This window comes from Microbacterium azadirachtae, from assembly GCF_025583665.1.
In the GTDB taxonomy this organism is placed as follows: Bacteria; Actinomycetota; Actinomycetes; order Actinomycetales; family Microbacteriaceae; genus Microbacterium; species Microbacterium azadirachtae.
On the sequence record NZ_CP099706.1, the window covers coordinates 3,175,806 to 3,193,525 of the forward strand.

The window sequence follows — 17,720 nt, forward strand, 5'->3', positions numbered from 1 at the left end:
TCAGTCGTTGAGCAGCGTGCCCGCCGCGTGCGCGCGGAAGAGGGCCGAAGCCGCCTCGGCGTCGCCGCCGTCGAGCACGTCCAGCAGCCCCTTGTGCCAGTCGGCGACCTCGTGCCAGTCGCCGGTGAAGGCCGGATCTCCCAGCACATGCATCACGCGCAGGCTCGGCTCGAGGAGATCCCACATCCGGGGCAGATACACGTTGCCGCTCGCCTCGATCACGGCGCGGTGGAAGACGAAGTCGAGCTCGCGGAACCGCGACAGATCGGCGGCCTCCGCGGCCTCGTGCATCTGGGCGATCAGGGTGGAGAGCGCGCCGCGGCGCTCCTCGTCGAGCGCCCCGCAGGCCAGCCGGCCCGCGAGCGCCTCCAGCTCGACGCGGGCGGTCTTGGCCTGCGCCGCCTCCTCCGGCGAATAGCTCGCGACGAAGCTGCCCAGGTGCCGCACCTGCGACACCAGCCCCTCGTGCGTGAGCCGCTTGAGCGCGTCGCGCACGGGCGCCTGGCTCACCTGCAGCTGGCGCGCCAGCTGCGACTCGACCAGCTGCTCGCCCGGCGCGAGCGAGGAGTCCTTGATCATGCCCTTGATCATCGAGTAGATCTGATCCGACAGCAGCCCTCGCTGCAGGGTCGTCGAGGCCAGCGCGTCCGTCATGGTGCTCATTCTAGGTCCATTATCGACTATCGCTAATGACGCACCGCGGACGTCCACGCGTCCGCGATGAGCCGGGATCCGGCGGGTGTCGGGTGCACGCCGTCGGGCGCGAGCCCGGCCGGATCCCGCCCCTCGGCCGCCTGGGTGAGCACGTCGTGCAGCGGCACCCGCACCGCATCGAACTCCGCGGCGAGGCGGGCCACGGCTGACCGCTTGTCCGCGAGCTCGTCGAGCCAGGACCGCTGCTCCGGGCGAACCGGAAGCAGGTACGGCTCCATGAGGACGAGCCTCGGCGCGCAGGTCTGCACCGCGCGTTCGAGCAGCCCTCGGTACGTCTGCTCGAACACCGCGGTGGGCGTCGGATCGTCGCTGTCGAACCGCCGCCAGACCTCGTTGATCCCGACGTACACGGTCAGCAGCTCCGGTCTGGTCGGCAGGAGCTCGACGCTCCAGCGCGCGTCGAGGTCCGCCGCCCGGTCTCCCGCGACGCCGAGATTGCGCACGACCGCGCCGTCGGCGATCAGGCCCGGCGCCAGCAGCGACACGTAGCCGTCGCCGAAGGATCCGGGATCTGCGCGGTCGCGCCCTGCGTCGGTGATCGAGTCTCCGATGAACGTCACCCGCACCGGGGCACCTCCGCTTCGTCCTGCTTGATCTTGGGTCGCACCGAGACGTCCAGCGTGGTCGACTGCCCCTCGTAGGCGATCGTCAGCACCTGGTGCGGGCGGACCTTGCTGCTGTCGAATCCGCTCACCATATCCTCCGCGACCTGCGCGGTCGTCAGGGTGCCGTCGCTCCAGCGCACGCCCAGCAGCATGCCGGTCACGTCCAGCGCGTCCCCCACCACGTAGCGGGTCTTCGGATCCGCGTCGGCCGCCCAGCAGATCCCGGTGATCGTCGCGGGCGGAGGCGTCGGCCGCACGGCGAGGGTGCTCGTCTTGGCGTAGTGATAGACGTTGAAGAACCCGTCCGCACCGATGCGCAGGTTCTGCCGCGCATCGAGCGTGTTCCACACGGTCTTGCCGTCCACCCGCAGCACCACGCGGGTGCCGCCGGTCTCCTTCACGGCGCCGACCTCGATCCGATGCGTGCTGTTCGGCGCGATGACGGTGTTGGGGATCACGTCGAGCATCGTCTGCCCGGGCGACCAGCTCTGCAGCTCGAACGTGTCCTGCTTGACGAGGAACAGATAGCCGGTGTTCGAGTTCTGCCACGCCGGGATCCCGGTCTGATCCGATCGCACCTGGAACCCGTACCAGCCGCCGTCGAACGCACCGAAGTCCGCATCGAACTGCAGCAGTGCGTCACCGAAGCGCTCGGCCTTGTAGCCGTGCACGCCCTGGCCGGTGATCGTCACGCCGGCGTCGCCGACCGAGATCACGTCGGATGCGCTCCAGTTCGCGGCGTCCTTCAGCTGCGCATCGAGACGCACCGTCGGGTAGGTCGCGTCGGCCACCGTCACGGCGACCGCCGCGGTCGCCGTCGGCTCCGCCACGCTCGCGGCCGTGATCGTGGTCGATCCCGCGCCGACCGCGGCGATCCGGCCGGTCGCGTCGACCGTCGCGATCGACGGATCGGCGCTCGTCCACGCGACGCGCAGGTCGCTCGCATCCTCCGGCGCGATCTTGGCGGCGACGCTGCGCCGCTCTCCGACATTCATCGACACCGAGGCGGCGTCGACGGTCAGTCCGGTCACCGGCACGGCGGAGATCGAGAACCCGATGTCGTCGACGTCGAGCGAGGGATAGCCCTCGACGTAGAAGCCGACCCGGCCGGCGGCGCCCGGCGCCGGATCCGCGCCGTCCAGCACGAGCGTCCCGCCCACCGAGATCCGGATGCGGCCGTCCTGCACCGCCATCCGCACGTGCGAGGTCTTGCCCGCGGGCAGGGCCTGATCGGCCGGGAGCACCTTCTCGGCGACGACCTTCCACGCGTCGTCGAAGATCGTCCAGGTCGGGCCGGCGGCGGCGTTGCGGTAGCGCACGTACCCGCCGCCCTTGCCGTTGCGGTCGTAGATCACCAACCCGGATCCCGCCGGCGCGGCGCCCGCTGGGGTGGTCACGTCGACGTCGAGGACGAAGGAGGTGAAGTCCCTCGGGAGCACGGCGTTCGCGCCCTTCACGATGCGATAGACGTGATCGCCCGTCCCGTCGTCGACGACCTTGCGGTTCGGATCGGTCGGCCACCCGTTCGACCCCGACTCGAAGTCGGTGAAGTGCAGCACGCCGTCGCCCTCGTCCACCGTCACGGCGACCGTGGCGGTGAGCGTCGGGTTCGACGCGGCCGTCGCGGTGACGGTGGTCGTGCCGGGCGCGGCGCCCGAGATCGTGCCGTCGGCCGCCACGGTGGCGATGGCGGGGTCGGCCGAGACGTAGGTCGCCTTCGCATCGGCCGCGTTCCACGGGAGCGGAACGGCGGCGGCGCGCACGTCGTGGCCCACGTCGATGCGCACCGCGTCGGTCGGGAACGCGATGCCCTCCAGCGCCACCCGGTCGGGCGACTGGGACTGGCCGACCTTGCCCTGCAGGCCGATCTTGTCGAAGGCGATCGCCTGGAAGCCGGGGATCTGCGCGAACACGGCGGCATCGGGCTTGAGGCGGTAGTCGCCGTGCGCCGCATCCACGAAGCCGGGGTCGGAGGTCGCGACCATGTTGGTCTCGTAGTTCAGCAGGTTCTTGCCGTCCTTGGCGCCCTGCGCGTTCAGGCCCGACGGCTTGCGGTTCGGGTTCCACACCACGTTCTGGGCGAAGGTGCTGTGGTCGGGGAAGTAGTGGTCGTCCTCGAAGAAGTGCGCCAGCTCCGGGTACTTCTCCAGATAGGGGGTCCCGACGAAGTCGTGGTTGTCGGCGAACACCTGCTTCCACGCGGGCATGTAGTCGCGGTCGACCACGTTCCCCTCCTGGTTGCCCATCCACTGCTCGTAATTGTCGTACGGCACGAGATTGTCGATGAAGACGTTGTTGCGCGCTTCGATGTAGTCGGCGGACCCGCTCTTGATGCCCGAGTTGCCCATGTTCACGAAGACGTTCTTCGTGATCTCCAGATCCCAGGTGAAGTTGTCGGCGTAGATCCCCTCGACGCCGGCCATCCCCACGCCGATGTCGTGGAAGTAGTTCTCGCGGAACACGTGACCGCGCTGCTGGGGCGTCTTGCCGGAGTTCATGTAGATCGCGCCGAGGTCGTGGAACTGCTTGCAGACGTCGTAGACCTCGTTGCGCTCGAACAGGTGGTCGTTGCCGTAGACGATGATGCCCGGATGCGGGGCGTCGTGGATCTTGTTGTTCTTCGCGACGTTGCCGACGCCGTCGAACATCACACCGGGGTTGTACGCCTTGTGGTAGTACGCGAAGTCGGCGATCTCGGAGTTCTCCACGCGATTGCGGCCGGGGGCGAGCGTGGTCTTGTCGCCGCCCTGCAGAACCACGCCGATGCCGCCGATGTGCGTGAGCCTGCTGTCGGTCACGGCGTGATCCGTGCCCCCGCGGTTCACCGGGATGCCGTCGTAGGTGTAGCGGCCCGGCGAGTTGATGAGCACGCCGCCGTCGGAGAAGTTGCGGATGTCGCTGTGCGAGACCGTCACGTGCGAGCCGCCGAGGATCACGGCCGCCGTGGCGCGACCGTACTCGAGGGCGAGGTCGTCGAAGGTCACGTACGAGGCGCCGTCCGTGCGCAGCATCGGGTCCTTGAGCGTGGTCACCGTGATGTCGCCGCGACCGGCCGCGAACGCCGCATTCGGCATCAGGTAGAGGACGCCCTTGTCCCGGTCGATGTAGTACTCGCCCGGCGCGTCGAGCTCCTCGAGCAGGTTCTGCGCGAAGTGGAAGTCGGGGAACCAGCTCTTCATGATCCCGCTCATCTCGCCGTAGCGGAGCGTGATCGTCTTCTTCTCCGTGTCGATGGACTGGATCTTGTTGTACGACCACTCCCAGCTGTAGCCGAAGATGCCGTCGAGCCAGACGTCGTCGGCCTGGGTCCAGTACTTCGGCCGGTCGTAGCCGTAGGTGAACGTCCCGCCGCGGTCCTGCAGATCCGCGTCCTTGCGGGTGGGGCCGGGATCCACGATGTCGCCCATCTGCACCGTGGGCTTGGCGGCGTCGGCGTTCGGCCACCGCGCGAGCGTCATCCCCTGCCCCTCGATGTAGAGCTCCATCGGCGGCGTGGTGCTGACGTCGTTGGCCTTCCAGTAGCCGTGACGGCTGAGCTGGCCGTAGTCGGCGATGCCCAGGGCGCGCAGGTCGATCTGCTGCACCTTGTCGCGCGCTGCGGCCTCGACGATGCGGTCGCGGACCGCCGGGTCGGTCACGCCTGTGAAGCCGTCCTTCGGCAGGGTCCGCCCGCCGGAGAGCGTCGCCCGCTCACCCGGGTAGGAGCGGTAGGTGATGGGCGCGTCCGCGGTGCCCGAGTCCTGCGCCCCCAGCTGGAACGACGCGTCCCGCTGATACGTCCCCTGCCGGAGGTAGACGGTCGTGCCTCCGGCCGGCAGGGATCCTGACGCCCGGAGCGCGCGGATGCGGTCGCGAGCCCCTTCGAGCGTGGCCAGCGGCGCATCGATCGCGCCCGAGGCGGCGTCGTCACCTCCGGGCGCGATGTAGAGGGCGCCGTCCGCGGCGGCCGCTGCGGACGCGGCGCCCGCGGAGAGGGCCGTGCCGAGCAGGGCGGCGAGGGCGAGTGTCGTCAGTGCACGCTTCATCGCGTCTCCGATGTCTGAGAGGGGTGCCGCGGGGCGGCGTCTTCACAACTCTTCGGACACTAGCGCAATCGATAATCGACTATCAAGCATCGATCCATTGAAGAGGAGCCGAGGAAGAGAGGTGAACGAGCGCATGTCACAGATTCTTTCAATTCACATCAACTGCGCTCGTTACCTGATCGTGATCCGGACGTGTTGACGTGAACACAACCTGCCGGAAATACTGAGGACTCGAGCCGGAAACCCCCGATCCCGCTCTCCCGCTCTTCCCCGGTCAAGGATGCCCAAGATGACAGAAGCAATCAGCTCTTCACGGAAAACAACAGGCGCGAAGCCTCGTCGCCTCAGTGACGGGATGTTCGCGTTCCTGCTCACCGTGCCCGGGCTCGCCCTGCTCCTCGCCGTGGTCGTCTATCCGCTGATCACGGCGCTCGTCACGGCGTTCTTCAAACAGAGCCTCGTCACCCCCGGGCGCGAGTTCGTCGGACTGCAGAACATCATCGACGTGCTGCAGGGCGACTTCTTCCGCCTGCTCGGCCAGACGCTGGTGTTCACGCTCGGGACCACGATCGCGCCGTTCGTGATCGGCTTCGGCCTCGCGCTGGCGCTCAGCACGAGGATCCGCGGCACCAAGGTGCTCCGCGGCGTCATGCTCATCCCGTGGCTCATCCCCGGGGTCGTGGTCTCGTTCCTGTGGATGTGGATCTTCAACGCCAACTACGGGGTGATGAACGCCCTGCTCGAGGGCGTCGGACTCATCGACGAGCCCCAGGCCTGGCTCGCGCACCCCGCGACCGCCATGATCGCCGTCATCGTCGCGAAGACGTGGCAGTCGTTCCCCTGGATGATGGTCATGCTCCTCGCCGGCCTGCAGACCGTGCCCCACGAACTGCACGAGGCGGCCGAGATCGACGGCGCGGGCACCGTGCGCCGGTTCTTCTCCATCACCGTGCCGCAGATGCGCGGCATCATCGGACTCGTCCTGCTCCTGGAGTTCATCTGGAACTTCCAGCACTTCGACATCATCTACGTGCTCACCGGCGGCGGTCCCGCCGGCGCCACGCAGACGTTCGCCACCGCGGTGTACGAGACCGCGTTCACGGGCTTCGACCTCGGCCATGCCGGAGCGATCGGCCTGCTCTGGATGATCCTGCTGCTCGGCCTCGTCGTCGTCTACGTCCGCTTCTCGGAGAGAGGGGAGAAGCGATGACCGCCGTCCTCGAGCAGCACGCTCCTGCCACCACGACCACCACCCCGCCCGCTCCCCGCCGCCGTCGCCTGCGCAGCGACCGCCGCGCGGTGAAGGTCAGCGCCTGGATCGCGATCGTGATCTTCGGCGGGTTCGCGCTGCTGCCGGTGTACTGGCTGCTGGCCACCTCGCTGACGCCGCGCACGCAGGTGTTCTCCTATCCGCCGCGCCTTTTCCCGAGCGAGATCACGTTCGATGCGTACGCGGCCCTCGCGGCCAATCCGGCGCTGTTCGGATACCTCCGCAACAGCATCGTCGTCTCGGTGATCACGGCCGTGCTGTCCGTGATCGTCTCGGCCTACATGGGCTACGCGTTCTCGAAGTTCCGCTACCGGGGCCGCCGCAGCCTCATGTACTTCGTCCTGGCGTCGCAGATGTTCCCCCAGGCCCTGCTGCTGATCACGCTGTACGCGGTGTTCTCGGCATACGGCCTGCTGAACACCTACACCGCCCTGGTGCTCTCGTTCACGACCTTCACGCTCCCCCTGTGCGTGTGGATGCTGAAGGGCTTCTTCGACACGATCCCGGACGAGCTCATCGAAGCGGCCAGGGTCGACGGCGCCTCCCGCCTCCGGATCATCCACTCGATCGTGATGCCGCTGGCCGCACCCGGCCTCGTCGCTGCCGGCCTGTTCGCGTTCGTGCGCGGCTGGAACGACTTCATCTTCGCCCTCACCCTCGCCGGCCCCGACAAGCAGACCCTGCCGCCGGGCCTCGTCAACACGTTCATCGGAGAGGCCTCGACCGCGTGGCCCGAGCTGATGGCCGCCTCCCTGGTGGTGTCCCTCCCGGTCGCCATCGCCTTCATCGCCCTGCAGCGGTACCTCGTCGGCGGACTCACCGCCGGCGCCGTCAAGGGCTGACCGCACCCCCTCGAAGAAGAGAGAATCGCATGACCTCCACCCCCATCTCCCGCCGCCGGCTGCTCTCCCTCGCCGGGCTCGGCGCCGCCGGCATCGCGCTCGCCGGCTGCATGCCCAGCGGAGGCGGCGCCGCCCCCAGCGCGACCCCGTCGGGTCTCGCTGCCGGATCCTTCACGCCCGCCGGCTTCTCCTTCGCGAGCTGGTCGCTCACCGAGGAGGCCGCTGCGCCGGCCATCAAGGCCCTGCTGGACGGCTACAAGAGCACGCAGAAGGTCGACATCGCCGAGGTCTCGTTCCCGTACAACGAGTACTTCAAGCAGCTCATGCTGCAGGTGCGCGGCGGCCAGTTCACCGGCGCCGCACACGTCGACGTGGCCTGGCTGGCGTCGCTGGCGGCCCTCGGCAAGCTGCAGGACGTGTCCGGGCTCACGAAGGATCGCGGCTACACGGCCGCGGCGCTCAAGGCGGCGCAGTTCGACGGCGTGCAGTACGGCTTCCCGTGGACGATCGGCGCGATCGGCCTCGTCACCAACTCGGAGCTGCTGGCGAAGGCCGGCGTCGACGAGTTCCCCGTGACGGTCGACGACTACGAGAAGGCGCTCAAGAAGCTCAAGGCGCTCGGCAACGGGCTGATCCCCTATGCCGCCTCGACCAAGGCCGCGCAGCTGAAGGACATCCTCATCTGGATGCAGACCTTCGGCAGCCCGCTGGTGAAGGACGGCAAGGTCGCGATCGGCGACGACGAGAGCGTCGAGGCCGTCACCTGGTACAAGTCCCTGTACGACCAGGGCCTGATCGCCGCCGACGTCGACCGCTTCGACGCGCGTTCCCTGTTCTCGCAGGGCCGCACGGCGATCTACGACGATGCGCCGGTCGGCCGCGGCGCGGTCACCAAGGACTCCCCGGACAAGGATCTCGCGAGCAAGCTGGTCCCGCAGTCGCGCCCGGTGCTGAAGAAGGGCGACACGCCGCGGGCTCTGGTCTGGGGCGGAGCGATCGTGGTCGTCGGAGACGACAAGGGCACCCGCACCGCCGCCGACTTCGGCCAGTGGTCCACGAGCGACCTCGACGCCGTGCTCGGCGACTACAAGCTGCGCGGTCTGCCGCCGGTCACCACCGAGGCGCAGTCCTCCTCCGAGGTCGCCGCCGACGCCTTCGGCAAGCGGTTCGCCGAGCGGATCACCAAGACCGCCACGACCAACCCGTTCTGGGTGTATCCGCAGTACGCGCAGATCGAGACCGTCGTCGCCGAGCGCGTGCAGGCGGTGCTCGTGGGCCAGCAGAGCCCCCAGGACGCCATGTCGCAGGCCGGCGAGGCCGCTCAGAAGCTGATCGGCTGAGGCCCCCGATGACTCCTCGCACCTGGGCGGGCGTCGCGGCCGCAGCCGCAGCCGCCGTGACGCTCTCCGTGCTCGCCGCTCCCGCCGCGGGCGCGGATCCGGCCTCCCCGTCCCTGGAGACCGTGCCGGTCACCGTCGACGCCTCGAACCAGTCCGGCTGGTGGAACCCGCTTGCCGTGGTCGGAGGCACCACGTACTTCGCGTACAACGTGACCACCACCACCGGCCGGCACCAGGTGCACCTGGCGGCGCGCGCCGCCGACGGCGCCTGGACGACCGGATGCCTGCGCACGTCCGCGGGGGCCTGCGCGGACTTCCTCGACGACAACGGGCACAACCAGCCCTCGATCGTCGTGGACGGATCCGGTCAGATCCATGCGTTCGTCTCGATGCACCACGAGCCGTGGCACTACTTCCGCTCGACGGTCGCGGGCGACGTGACCTCGCTCGTCGACGTCAGCGCCGAGATGCCCGACCAGGGCGCCGCGATCTCCTATCCGGTGACCGCGCCCGGCGCGAACGGCGACGCCTGGCTCATGGTGCGCGTGGGAGCGGACCCCCAGGGCCGCCGGGACGGCGTCCTGTACCACTACACGCCCGCGACCGGCACGTGGACGCGCGAGGCGGTGATCGCCTCCGCCGTGGGCTATTCGTTCTACGCCGACGACCTCACCGTCGACGACAGCGGACGCGTGCACATCCTCTGGGAGTGGGGGCCGTGGCCCGCCGGACCCTATCGCCACCTCGGCTCGTACGTCGTCTACGACCCGGCCACCAAGGTCTTCCGCGACGTCGCAGGCACGGCGCTCACGGCGCCCGTCCGGCCGACGGATCCGGGCGCGACGGTCTGGCGCACCTTCGCGTCCGGGGAGACCGTGAACACCGTCTCCCCGGACGCGCCCGCGGTGCAGACGGCGAAGATGGCGATCGCCGGCGGACAACTCGTGGGCGTCTCGTATCGCTACGCGGAGCAGGGCTCCACGGCGTTCGACGTGCACTGGGCGACGTGGAGCGGCACCGGCTGGACGGACCAGACGCTGATCGACACCCACGCCCTCGGCGGCGGGATCGACACCATCGCCGCCGTCGACGCCACCCGCTCCGGATCCGAGACCCGCGTCTACGCCGTGCTGTCGATGCCGGACTGCGGCACGGCGCGCAGCCAGGTCGTGATGCTTTCCTCGACGGGCTCGGCGTGGTCGGCGACGGCGATCGGCGCCCCGGTGTCCGGGCAGCAGCGCCTGCGCGCCGCCACGGCGGCCGACGGCGGCGACGTGCTGTACCTCTCCGCACCGGAGAAAGGCACGCTGACCTACGGCCGGGTGCCGCGCACCGGCACGACATCGACCGCGACCGTGGCCGACGTCGTGGCCGGGATCCGCGGCGACTCCGGCGGTCAGAACCTCGCCCGCACGGGAACGGCGACCGCCACGTCGCAGCTGCGCGCCGACACCGGTCCGGAGCGCGCGATCGACGGCGTCTGCACCGACGCGAGCCGGTGGATCTCCTCGACGACCGACGCGCACCCCGTCTACACGGTGACCTGGGCCCAGGCCCAGCCGCTCGAGCTCGTACGGGTGCGCAGCGGCTACTCGGTCGGCGACCCCGCCCTCTCCGTGCTCAGGGACTTCCGCGTCGAGGTGCGCACCGCCGCGGGCTGGACCCCGATCGGATCGTTCACGGGGAACACCGCCACCACCGTCACCGCGAACGCCGGCGGGGCGACCGCCGACGCGGTGCGCCTGGTGATCCAGACGCCGTCCGCGTCGACCACCAACGTGGCGCGCGTCTACGAGGTCGAGGCGATCGCCGCCACGCCCTGATCCTCGGGCGGGCGCCGTCCGCCGGCGCCCGCCCGTCCCTCCGTCATGCCTACCGATGTGAATCCAGAACCTCCAGGAGCAGAACCCATGCGCACGCAGACCGTCGATGCCGACATCGTCGTCATCGGAGGAGGCCTCGCCGGCGTCAGCGCGGCCGTGGCCGCGGCCCGACTCGGGCGCCGTGTGGCGCTGATCAACAACCGGCCCGTGCTCGGCGGCAACTCGTCGTCGGAGGTGCGGGTGTGGGTGTGCGGCGCGACCGCGCACGGCAACCAGCGGTGGGCGCGTGAGACCGGCATCATCGGCGAGCTGTACCGGGAGAACCAGTACCGCAACCCCGACGGCAACCCGATCTACTGGGACGACGTGGTGCTGGACACGGTGCGCCGAGAGCCGAACATCGCGCTCTTCCTCAACACCGAGGTCGTCGATGCGAGCGCCGAGGGACCCGACGACGCCCGCCGTGTGCGCTCGGTGACCGGATGGACCCTCGGATCCGAGATCCGCACGACCTTCCGCGCTCCCGTCTTCCTCGACTGCACCGGCGACGGCCTCGTCGGCGCGCTCGTCGGCGCACGGCACCGCCTCGGCAAGGAGGGCCGTGACGAGTTCGGCGAGGACTGGGCTCCCGAGGAGCCCGAGCGCGAGTTCCTCGGCTCGACCCTGCTCTTCTACACGAAGGACGCGGGGCACCCCGTGAAGTACGTCGCCCCGGAGAGCGCGAAGGACATCACGACGACGCCCATCCCGTCCTCGCGCATCATCCGCTCCGGCGACAGCGGCGCGCACTACTGGTGGATCGAGTGGGGCGGCCGCCTCGACATCGTCCACGACAACGAGCGGATCCGCGACGAGCTGCGCTCGGTGATCCTGGGCATCTGGGACCACATCAAGAACTCCGGCGAGTTCGACGCCGACACCCTCACGCTGGAGTGGATCGGGAACCTGCCCGGCAAGCGGGAGTACCGCCGCTTCATCGGCGACCACACGCTCACGCAGAACGACGTGCTCGCGCAGACGTCGTTCGACGACGGGGTGGCCTTCGGCGGCTGGTCGATCGACCTGCACCCCGCCGACGGGATGTACGCCACCGGCGCCGGGGCGCTGCAGCGCTTCAGCGAGGGCGTGTTCGAGATCCCGTTCCGCTCCCTGTACTCGGTGAACGTCGAGAACCTGCTCATGGCGGGACGCAACGTCTCGGCGACGCACATCGCGTTCGGCGCCGCGCGAGTGATGGCGACGTGCGCGGCGATGGGCGAGGCCGCCGGCACCGCCGCCGCGATGTGCGTCGAGCACGAGGTCACGCCGCGCGAGCTGCACGCGACCCGTCGCTCAGAGCTGCGGCAGCTGCTGCTGCGGGCCGACGCCTCCCTGATCGGCGTGGAGAACGAGGATCCGGACGACCTCGCACGCACCGCGACCGTCACGGCATCGTCGACCCGCTCCGTCGTCGGCGCCGAGGCGCCGGATCCCGAGGCGCACGCGCTCGTCGACGATCTCGGACTCGTGGTGCCGGTGCACCCGCGCCTGGACGCCGTGCACCTGCTGCTGTCGGCGGACGAGGACACGGAGCTCACGGTCGAGGTGCATTCCACCGGTCGCCGGCAGAACGTGATCCCCGCGCGGCTCGAGCACCGCACGACCGTGCGGGTGCCCGGCGGGGCGCCGGCCTGGATCCGGGCGGATGCGGCGTTCGCGCCGGAGGCGCCCGAGAACGCCGTCGTCGTGCTGCGGGCGAACCCGGCCGTCCGCGTGCACCTCACGGCGAAGGGGGTGCCCCTCGCACCGGGCGTGCTCACCCTGGTGCACCGCGCCGACAACGACGACCAGAACGTGCAGATCAGTCAGGACGAGCTGCTCGTGCAGTGGCCGACCAAGCCGCTGCGCGGCCGCGCCGTCGTGTTCCGTGCCGAACCGGAGAGCGACGCGCTGGCCCCTCAGCGCGCGGTGTCCGGCTTCAACCGGCCCTTCGGCGGCCCGAACATGTGGGCCTCCGCTCCCCTCGCCGACGGGCCGGCCTGGCTGCGGCTGGACTGGCCGCAGCCGGTCGCCGCCCGCGAGATGCGCCTCGTCTTCGACGACGACCTCGACCTCGAGCTGAACACGCTGCACCACCACCGCAGCCCCGACGAGATCCTCCCGCAGCTGGTGCGCGACTACCGCCTGGAGGTGCAGCGGGCCGGATCCGACGACTGGACGGTCGTCGCCGACGAGACCGCGAACCGGCATCGCCTCCGCGTGCATCCCGTGCCCGCCGAGGCCGGGCCGTTCTCCGCGGCCCGCCTCGTCATCACCGCGACGAACGGCGCGCCCGAGGCGCGCGTGGTGGCCTTCCGGGTGCAGTCGTGACCGACGGCGCTAACGTGAGGGGCACCGGTCGAGCACGCCCGGTCCGTCGCACGATCACCGGGAGGTCCGTGATGCGCTCCTCCGATCCGCATCGACCCGAGGCGCAGCGCTCCGTGCCCGTCATCCGCGCGCCGCGCACGGGTCTGATCGCGCTCGCGGTGCCCAACCTCGAAGAGCCGTACTTCGCCGAGCTGACCTCTCTGCTCGTGCGCCGCGCGGACGAGCGGGGGCTTGCGGTGCTCATCGTGCAGACCGAGGGCGATCACGGTCGCGAGATCGCGGTCGCCGACGGCGTGGGACTCCCCCCCATCGACGGCCTGATCCACATCCCGCGCTCGCTCACGGTCAGCGATCTCACCCGGCGCACCTCGCCCGGACCCCTCGTGCTGCTCGGGGAGCACATCCAGACGAGCCCGTTCACGCACATCACGATCGACAACCGCGCGGCCGCCCGTCTCGCGACCGAGCACCTGCTCTCCGACGGCCGCCGCCGGATCGCCTTCATCGGACGCCGCGACGCCCGTCCGTCCGATGCGGCCGACCGCCGTCATGCCGGCTACGTCGAGGCGCTCGCGCACGCCGCCCTCCCCGCGGATCCCGCCGCCGTCGCCCAGGTCGCGGCGTTCACCGCCGAGGAGGGTGAGCGCGCCACCGCGGAGATGCTCGCGGCACTCCCCGACCTGGACGGCATCGTGTGCGCCAACGACTCGATCGCGCTCGGCGCGCTCGTCGCCCTGCATGCCGCGGGGCGCGCCGTGCCCGCCGACGTCGCGGTCACCGGGATCGACGACATCCGCGCCGCGCGCTTCGCGATCCCCGCTCTCACGACCGTCGCGCCCGATCACGAGCAGCTCGTCGACGCCGCCTTCACGGAGCTGGAGCGTCAGCTCACCGCCCCGCCGGGCGCCGACCTCCCCGTGCGACACGTCACCGTCGGGATCCGTCTGATCGAACGCGCGAGCACCGTCTCCGCCGCGGCCGACGACGCGGCTCCCGCGCGCCGGGGCGGCGCGCGGCGATGAGATCCGCCCGCTCAGCTCACGTGGTCGCCCGCGATGAGCAGCTCGCCGACGTGCGCGCCGAGCTGCTCCCTGGCGGTCTGATCCAGCCCCGCGTCGATCACGAGACGGTCGATGTCGCTGAGGTCCGCGATCGTCGTGAGGCCGACGAGACCCCAGCGCCGATGATCGGCGAGCACCACGACCTCGCGCCCTGCGGCCATGAACGCGCGGTCCGTCTCCGCCTCGAGCAGGTTCATGGTCGTCATCCCGGCCTGCACGTCGAGTCCGTGCACGTCGAGGAACACGATGTCGCAGTGCAGCTGCTCGAGGGCGCGGACGGCGACCGGCCCGACCAGGGCCTGCGCCGGCGTGCGCACTCCCCCGGTGAGCACGACGGTCTGCGTGTACGGCTCGTCGGCCCGGTCGGGGCGCGCGAACAGATCCGAGACGCCCAGCGCGTTCGTCACGATCGTCAGCTCCGGCACGGCGGCGAGCGCTTCGGCGAGCGCGAGCGAGATCGCCCCGCCGGAGATGCCGACGGCCATGCCCGGTTCGACCAGGCCGGCCGCGAGGGCCGCCACCTCCCGGCGCTCACGCGACACCGACGCGGCGGGGGCCCGGACGGATGCGGCGCCGAGGGCCGCCCTGACGCCTCCGCGCACCTTGCGCACGGCGCCCTCGTCGGCCAGGAGGTCGATGTCGCGGCGGATCGTCATCGGGCTGACGCCGAGAAGGCCGGAGAGCTCTGGGATGGTCGCGGTGCCGTGCTCGCGGACGTGCGCGAGGACGCGCTCACGTCGCTCCGATACCAGCACCCGCGCTCCTTCCGATCGAGGCTCCAGTCTGCCACGTGCGCACCTCGCCGGCCGGTCCCGGGCCGCGCGCGAACCGCATGCTCCCGGCGCGAGACCGCCGCGACGTCGTCCGGACGGAGCCGCCGATGAGCGCCCCCGCCCCCTACGACGGCTGGTTCCCCGACGCTCCCCTCGACGGCACCTACGGCTTCGACCTGCCCGCGCTGCAGGCCGTCGCGCCGGTCGCCGCGCCGGACGGCTTCGGAGCCCGCTGGCAGGCCTGGCGCGCGGCCGCCGCCCGCATCGACGCCGACCCCGTGATCGTCGCGCAGGGCGAACGTGACGGCAGGAGCCTGTCGATCGTGGAGCACACCGGCGCCGACGGCACGCGACTGCGCGCGTGGGTCGCTCAGCCCCTCGACGTCCCGGCGGAGATCGCGCTCGTGCACGGGCACGGCTACGGCGGGCGGGACGAGCCGGGCTTCGCGCGTGTGCCGGACGACGCGGCGGTGATCTTCCCCGTCGCGCGCGGCCTGGGCGCGCTCAACGCCGGCGTCGGTGCGCCGCCCGTGCGGGACGAGCACGTCATCGCGGGGATCGAGGATCCCGAGCGCTTCGTGCTGGGCCTGTGCGCCCGCGACCTCTGGCTCGCCGCGGACGCGCTGCTCGCGATCACCGGACCGCTCCCGCTCGCCTACGTCGGCGAGAGCTTCGGCGGCGGCATCGGCGCGCTGGCGCTGCCGTGGGACGATCGCTACGTCGCGGCGACGCTCGTCGTGCCGAGCTTCGGCCAGTACGACGAGCGGCTCGCGGTGCCCTGCCTCGGCAGCGGCGAGGCGATGCGCCGCCACGTGCGCGCGCACCCCGAGGCCCGCGAGGTGCTGCGCTGGTTCGACGCCTCGTCGGCGATGCTCGCCAACCGGATCCCGGTGCGGGTGGAGGCGGCCCTCTGGGATGCGAACGTGCCGCCGCCGGGACAGTTCGCGATCGCCCACGCGGTGGCGCAGTCGGCCGGCGCGCTGGAGCTCGCCGTGCTGCCCGCGGGCCATGCGGAGTACCCCGGCCGCGTCGGGATCACCCGGTCGGCCGAGCGCGCGGGCCTGGCGCATCTGGCACGAGCCCGCCGAAGGGAATCGCCCTCCGCTCGCCGTTTCGAGGAGCGAGGTTCGTCGTCTTCGGGGCCGTTCGGGAGCGGACATCGCTCCTCGAGCGGAGAGCCTCCCGGCTACCCTCGATGACATGACCTCCGACTGGACCGGATCCGCCATCGCCCTGCTCGAAGCGGATGCGAATCGCAGCGCCGACACGCACCTGCACGTGTTCCCGCTGCCCGCGGAGTGGGGCGTCGACCTGTACCTCAAGGACGAGTCGGTGCATCCGACCGGATCCCTGAAGCACCGCCTCGCGCGCTCGCTGATCCTGTACGGCCTCGTGAACGGCCGCATCCACGAGGGCACGACGCTCGTCGAGGCCTCGAGCGGATCGACGGCCGTATCCGAGGCGTACTTCGCGCGGATGCTGGGCCTGCCGTTCGTGACGGTCGTGCCGCGGTCGACCAGCCAGGAGAAGATCGACCTCATCGAGTTCTACGGCGGCCGCTGCCACTTCGTGGACTCCGGCGCCGCGATGTACGCCGAGGCGGAGCGGCTCGCCTCCGAGTGCGGCGGCCACTACCTCGACCAGTTCACCTACGCCGAGCGCGCGACCGACTGGCGGGGCAACAACAACATCGCGGAGAGCGTGTTCAGCCAGCTGAGCCGCGAGCGCCACCCGATCCCGAGCTGGATCGTGGTCGGCGCGGGCACCGGCGGCACGAGCGCGACGTTCGGGCGCTACGTGCGCTACCGCCGCCACGACACCCGCATCGCGGTCGTGGATCCGGAGGGCTCCGCGTTCTACGGCGGCTGGCGCAGCGGCGATGCGTCGTTCACGACCGGGACCCCGAGTCGCATCGAGGGCATCGGCCGGCCGCGCGTCGAGCCGTCCTTCGTGCCCGGCGTCATCGACGAGATGATCCCGGTGCCCGATGCCGCGTCGATCGCCGCGATCCGGCTGCTGAAGCAGCGCACGCTGCACTGGGCGGGCGGCTCCACCGGGACGAACCTCGTCGGCGCGTTCCAGCTCATCGCCCGCATGCTGCGCTCCGGCGAGCGCGGCAGCGTCGTGACCCTGATCTGCGACGGCGGCGCCCGCTACCTCGACACGTACTACTCCGACGAGTGGGTCGCCGCGAAGGGCTGGGATCTCGCTCCGCACCGCGCACGCATGGAGCACTTCCTCACCACCGGGGAGTGGGCGGAGGACTGATCCCTCCCCCCGCCTGTCGACGCGCCGGGGCGCTCTGGTCGCACGATCCCCGCTCCCCTACGCTGACGGCATGACCACGCTCATCCTCACCGTCGTCGGATCCGATCGCCCCGGCCTCGTTGCGACCGTCGCCCATATCGTCGACGAGCACGGCGGCAACTGGGAGAACAGCCGGCTGGCGGAGCTCGCGGGGACCTTCGCCGGCGTGATCCAGGTGTCGGTCCCGATCGAGCGGGTCGAGGAGCTGCGCGCCTCGCTGAGCGGCCTCGAAGGGCTCCTCACGATCGCCGTGCACGCCGGATCCGGATCCGAGCCGGCAGAGGCTCCGCAGGAGCTGTCGATCCGGGTGCTCGGCAACGATCAGCCGGGCATCGTGCGCGAGATCTCGGCGGTCCTGAACGCGAGCGCCCTGAGCATCGAGAGCATGACGACCGAGACCCGCGACGCGGCGATGGCCGGCGGGCGGCTGTTCGAGGCGTCGATCCTCGCCCGCATCCCGGCGGAGGCGGATCCGGAGGCTCTCCGCGGAGCCCTGGAGCGGATCGCGCATGACCTCCAGGTCGACATCACGGTCGGCTGAGAGCGTCCCCGGCCGTTGAGCGAGGACGCCGAAGGCGACCGAGACGAAACTCCTCGCTCGACGACCCCGA

The 17,720-nt window shown here is 70.9% G+C and carries 13 protein-coding genes; 9 read left to right on the forward strand and 4 right to left on the reverse strand.

What is annotated here, in order from left to right; translation table 11 throughout:
* Genes NFX31_RS15040 through NFX31_RS15050 form a run of 3 tightly spaced genes read right to left on the reverse strand, consistent with a single transcriptional unit; the run spans position 1 to position 5,344 of the window.
* Complete coding sequence (locus tag NFX31_RS15040) at positions 1-654, reverse strand: GntR family transcriptional regulator (protein WP_091480049.1); 654 nt, start codon at positions 652-654, stop codon at positions 1-3.
* A gap of 32 nt (positions 655-686) precedes the next feature.
* The gene (locus NFX31_RS15045) at positions 687-1,274 is read right to left on the reverse strand and encodes an SGNH/GDSL hydrolase family protein (RefSeq protein WP_262956092.1); all 588 of its coding nucleotides are present in this window, start codon (positions 1,272-1,274) and stop codon (positions 687-689) included.
* Complete coding sequence (locus tag NFX31_RS15050) at positions 1,271-5,344, reverse strand: Ig-like domain-containing protein (RefSeq protein WP_262956093.1); 4,074 nt, start codon at positions 5,342-5,344, stop codon at positions 1,271-1,273. Before NFX31_RS15050 ends, NFX31_RS15045 begins: the two co-directional genes overlap by 4 nt.
* Before the next feature lie 355 nt (positions 5,345-5,699).
* On the opposite strand from NFX31_RS15050, the gene NFX31_RS15055 reads away from it, so the two are divergent.
* The 6 genes from NFX31_RS15055 to NFX31_RS15080 all read left to right on the forward strand — a co-directional run bounded on the left by NFX31_RS15055 (position 5,700) and on the right by NFX31_RS15080 (position 13,990).
* Positions 5,700-6,554: a carbohydrate ABC transporter permease gene (locus NFX31_RS15055; protein WP_091480061.1), complete on the forward strand. Its 855-nt coding sequence runs from the start codon at positions 5,700-5,702 to the stop codon at positions 6,552-6,554.
* Positions 6,551-7,456, forward strand: a complete 906-nt coding sequence (locus NFX31_RS15060) for a carbohydrate ABC transporter permease (RefSeq protein WP_045250961.1) — start codon at positions 6,551-6,553, stop codon at positions 7,454-7,456. Before NFX31_RS15055 ends, NFX31_RS15060 begins: the two co-directional genes overlap by 4 nt.
* Before the next feature lie 29 nt (positions 7,457-7,485).
* A complete protein-coding gene (locus tag NFX31_RS15065) occupies positions 7,486-8,796 on the forward strand; it encodes an ABC transporter substrate-binding protein (protein WP_262956094.1) in 1,311 nt (436 codons plus the stop codon).
* A gap of 8 nt (positions 8,797-8,804) precedes the next feature.
* A complete protein-coding gene (locus NFX31_RS15070) occupies positions 8,805-10,619 on the forward strand; it encodes a BNR repeat-containing protein (RefSeq protein WP_262956095.1) in 1,815 nt (604 codons plus the stop codon).
* An 87-nt stretch (positions 10,620-10,706) separates the two neighbouring features.
* Positions 10,707-12,968 (forward strand): FAD-dependent oxidoreductase, encoded by a 2,262-nt coding sequence (locus tag NFX31_RS15075; protein WP_262956096.1) that lies wholly within the window; start codon positions 10,707-10,709, stop codon positions 12,966-12,968.
* Positions 12,969-13,039: 71 nt separating this feature from the next.
* Positions 13,040-13,990 carry a LacI family DNA-binding transcriptional regulator gene (locus NFX31_RS15080; protein ID WP_045250965.1) on the forward strand — a complete coding sequence of 317 codons (951 nt, stop codon included), beginning with the start codon at positions 13,040-13,042 and terminating at the stop codon, positions 13,988-13,990.
* An 11-nt stretch (positions 13,991-14,001) separates the two neighbouring features.
* Here NFX31_RS15080 and NFX31_RS15085 read toward each other — a convergent pair whose 3' ends face one another.
* Positions 14,002-14,784, reverse strand: a complete 783-nt coding sequence (locus tag NFX31_RS15085; protein WP_045250966.1) for a DeoR/GlpR family DNA-binding transcription regulator — start codon at positions 14,782-14,784, stop codon at positions 14,002-14,004.
* A gap of 125 nt (positions 14,785-14,909) precedes the next feature.
* Here NFX31_RS15085 and NFX31_RS15090 point away from each other — a divergent pair, with 125 nt between their 5' ends.
* From NFX31_RS15090 to NFX31_RS15100, 3 genes are all read left to right on the forward strand, one after another.
* A complete protein-coding gene (locus NFX31_RS15090) occupies positions 14,910-16,001 on the forward strand; it encodes an acetylxylan esterase family protein (RefSeq protein WP_262956097.1) in 1,092 nt (363 codons plus the stop codon).
* A gap of 1 nt (position 16,002) precedes the next feature.
* On the forward strand, positions 16,003-17,070 hold the full coding sequence (gene cds1, locus NFX31_RS15095; protein ID WP_091480074.1) for an L-cysteine desulfhydrase Cds1: 1,068 nt from the start codon (positions 16,003-16,005) through the stop codon (positions 17,068-17,070).
* 70 nt (positions 17,071-17,140) lie between these two features.
* Positions 17,141-17,650, forward strand: coding sequence for a glycine cleavage system transcriptional repressor (locus tag NFX31_RS15100; RefSeq protein ID WP_045250968.1), 510 nt, complete (start codon positions 17,141-17,143; stop codon positions 17,648-17,650).
* Positions 17,651-17,720 lie beyond the last annotated feature (70 nt).